The sequence below is a fragment of the Mycobacterium sp. genome, assembly GCF_050701675.1.
Classification (GTDB): Bacteria; Actinomycetota; Actinomycetes; order Mycobacteriales; family Mycobacteriaceae; genus Mycobacterium.
Genome location: NZ_JBOGDD010000403.1, coordinates 1 through 2,433, shown reverse-complemented (window position 1 = coordinate 2,433; position 2,433 = coordinate 1). Strand labels below are relative to the sequence as shown.

At 66.7% G+C, this 2,433-nt stretch carries 3 protein-coding genes and 2 pseudogenes; 2 read left to right on the top strand and 3 right to left on the bottom strand.

The features are described from left to right. Positions 1-219, bottom strand: a pseudogene (locus ACRDUX_RS12250) (glutamyl-tRNA reductase); the annotation flags it as partial. 85 nt (positions 220-304) lie between these two features. After that, positions 305-658: a glutaredoxin family protein gene (locus ACRDUX_RS12245; protein WP_526414235.1), complete on the bottom strand. Its 354-nt coding sequence runs from the start codon at positions 656-658 to the stop codon at positions 305-307. Between the two features lie 33 nt (positions 659-691). Here ACRDUX_RS12245 and ACRDUX_RS12240 point away from each other — a divergent pair, with 33 nt between their 5' ends. Further along, positions 692-1,579, top strand: a complete 888-nt coding sequence (locus ACRDUX_RS12240) for an HAD family hydrolase (protein ID WP_526414233.1) — start codon at positions 692-694, stop codon at positions 1,577-1,579. A 65-nt stretch (positions 1,580-1,644) separates the two neighbouring features. Then, positions 1,645-2,184 carry an FAS1-like dehydratase domain-containing protein gene (locus tag ACRDUX_RS12235; RefSeq protein WP_526414231.1) on the top strand — a complete coding sequence of 180 codons (540 nt, stop codon included), beginning with the start codon at positions 1,645-1,647 and terminating at the stop codon, positions 2,182-2,184. A gap of 6 nt (positions 2,185-2,190) precedes the next feature. On the opposite strand, the pseudogene ACRDUX_RS12230 reads toward ACRDUX_RS12235, so the two are convergent. Then, positions 2,191-2,433 (bottom strand): annotated as a pseudogene (locus ACRDUX_RS12230) (hypothetical protein); the annotation flags it as partial.

The window sequence follows — 2,433 nt, the reverse complement described above, 5'->3', positions numbered from 1 at the left end:
GAGCACCTGTCCGATGACGGAGAGTCCACCGTGGAAGGCCTCGACGACGGCGTAGATCTCGACGCGATTGCAGGTAGAGAGAACCATGGCCTCGGTGACCAGGGACGACTGCAGGACCTGCTCGACGATCTTGGCCTGATCGGACTCGTCGGTGCTCAATTGCTCAAGCACGGACACCGGGGCGCTGCGATGCGAAACCCCGAACAGCAGAACGCTCATGGCCTCGTCACCACGTCCTCGAAGATAGTCGTCTACCGGCCCGCCCACCAAATTAGCGGTGCACGTCACTCACCTGCTACCGGCGCTACTCCCCTGTCGCGCTACGCTCTCCCCCGCAAGCGGAGGGACCCCCAGCGCCGGCCGCCAGATCCACCCGCAACCCCGGCTCGTCCACCTCCCAGTAACTGTGCTGGACGCCGTCGAGAAGCACCACGGGCAGAAGATCGCCGTACTCGGCCCTCAGCGTGGGATCGCCCGCCTCGGCAGCGGCGTCGACGTCGACAGCCGACAGCGCGAACCCCAACTCGTCGGCCAACGCCTCCAGGATCGCCCATGCCTTCTCGCACAGGCTGCAGCCGGCACGCGTCAACAGCTCCACCCGGCGCGGCTCCGCTCCTGCCCCCCGGGCACGGCTGGCGGCATCACTGTGTTGACTCACGGTTCCGAGTATCCCGTGCCCTACTGTTGAACTGTGTCCGAGTCAGGGGCTGAGGCCGATCTCGAGGCTGGTCCCGGGACCGGCGCCGCAGTCGCGCCCGGTGACCAACCGGCAGTCGAGGACGCGTCGAGTGCGCCTCCGCCGCCGCCGGACCTGACGGCGGCCGCCTTCTTCGACGTGGACAACACCCTGGTGCAGGGATCCTCGCTGGTGCACTTCGCCCGCGGGCTGGCGGCACGTAAGTACTTCACCTACGGCGACCTGGCCAGATTCGGCTACGCCCAGGCCAAGTTCCAGCTGACCGGCAAGGAGAACAGCGACGACGTGGCCGCCGGGCGCACCAAGGCGCTCGCCTTCATCGAAGGCAGGCGGACGTCCGAACTGATCGAGGTCGGCGAGGAGATCTACGACGAGATCATCGCCGACAAGATCTGGCAGGGCACCCGCGCACTTGCGGACATGCACCTAGAGGCGGGCCAACAGGTATGGCTGGTCACCGCGACGCCGTACGAGTTGGCCTCCACCATCGCCCGCAAGCTGGGACTCACCGGCGCGTTGGGCACGGTCGCCGAATCGGTTGACGGCGTGTTCACCGGCCGCCTGGTCGGCGAGATCCTGCACGGCGCGGGCAAGGCGCACGCCGTCCGGTCCCTTGCCATCCGCGAGGGCCTCAACCTGAGACGCTGCACGGCGTATTCGGACAGCTTCAACGACGTTCCGATGCTGTCGCTTGTCGGCACCGCCGTCGCGATCAACCCCGACGCCGCACTGCGCGACGTCGCACGCAAGCGCGGCTGGGAGATCCGAGATTTCCGAACCGCCCGAAAGGCGGCGCGCATCGGCGTCCCTTCGGCGCTGGCGCTCGGGGCGGCGGGCGGCGCGTTGGCCGCGGTCGTATCGCGACGCGGGAATGGCAGCTGAGCGGGCGCTGATAGGCTCGGCGCCGCTGGGCCCGGGGACATCTGAGTGGGGAGCACATCCGAGAAATGAGCATCGCCGAAGAGATCATCGGTACCCACTACAGGTATCCCGATTACTTCTTGGTGGACCGAGAGAAGGTCCGCGAGTTCGCGCGCTCCGTCAAGGACGACCATCCCGCCCACTACTCCGAGGACTCGGCCGCCGAGTGCGGCCAGGACGCGCTGATCGCGTCGTTGACGTTCGTCGCCGTCGCGGGCCGTCGGGTGCAGGACGAGATCTTCAACCAGTTCGACGTACCGATCAACATGGAGCGCGTGCTGCACCGCGACCAGAAACTTGTCTTCCATCGCCCGATCCTGGCCGGCGACAAGCTGTGGTTCGACTCCTACCTGGATTCGGTCATCGAGTCGCACGGCGCCATCATCACCGAGGTCCGCGGCGAAGTGACCGATGACGACGGCAACCCGGTGTTGACGAGCATCGTGACGCTGTTCGGTGAGTCGACCAGCTCCGAGGAGAACGCCGAAGTGACGGCTCAGATCGCGGCCGGACGGGATGCGGCGATGAAGCGAATGATTGCCGGGCAAACCAAGACGGGCGTCTGACGGCGGTCAGCCGAGGAAGGGATTCCTGCGGTTGGCAAGCAGCTGATACAAGGTCTGCTGGATGGTCTCGCGGACCTGGTCGGTCAACTCGAAGGTGACCATCGGATCGTCGGCCGCCGACTCGTCGTAGTCCTGGGTGGAGATGGGCTCACCGAACTGGATGTGCCACTTCGAGGGCAGCGGAACAAGGCCCAGCGGACCCGCGAGCGGGAACAGCGGCGTCACCGGGAAGTAGGGCAGCCCGAACAG

Bases quoted from the DNA above. Each gene is read 5' to 3' on its own strand.
- ACRDUX_RS12235 (WP_526414231.1), top strand. From the start codon at position 1,645: ATGAGCATCGCCGAAGAGATCATCGGTACCCACTACAGGTATCCCGAT.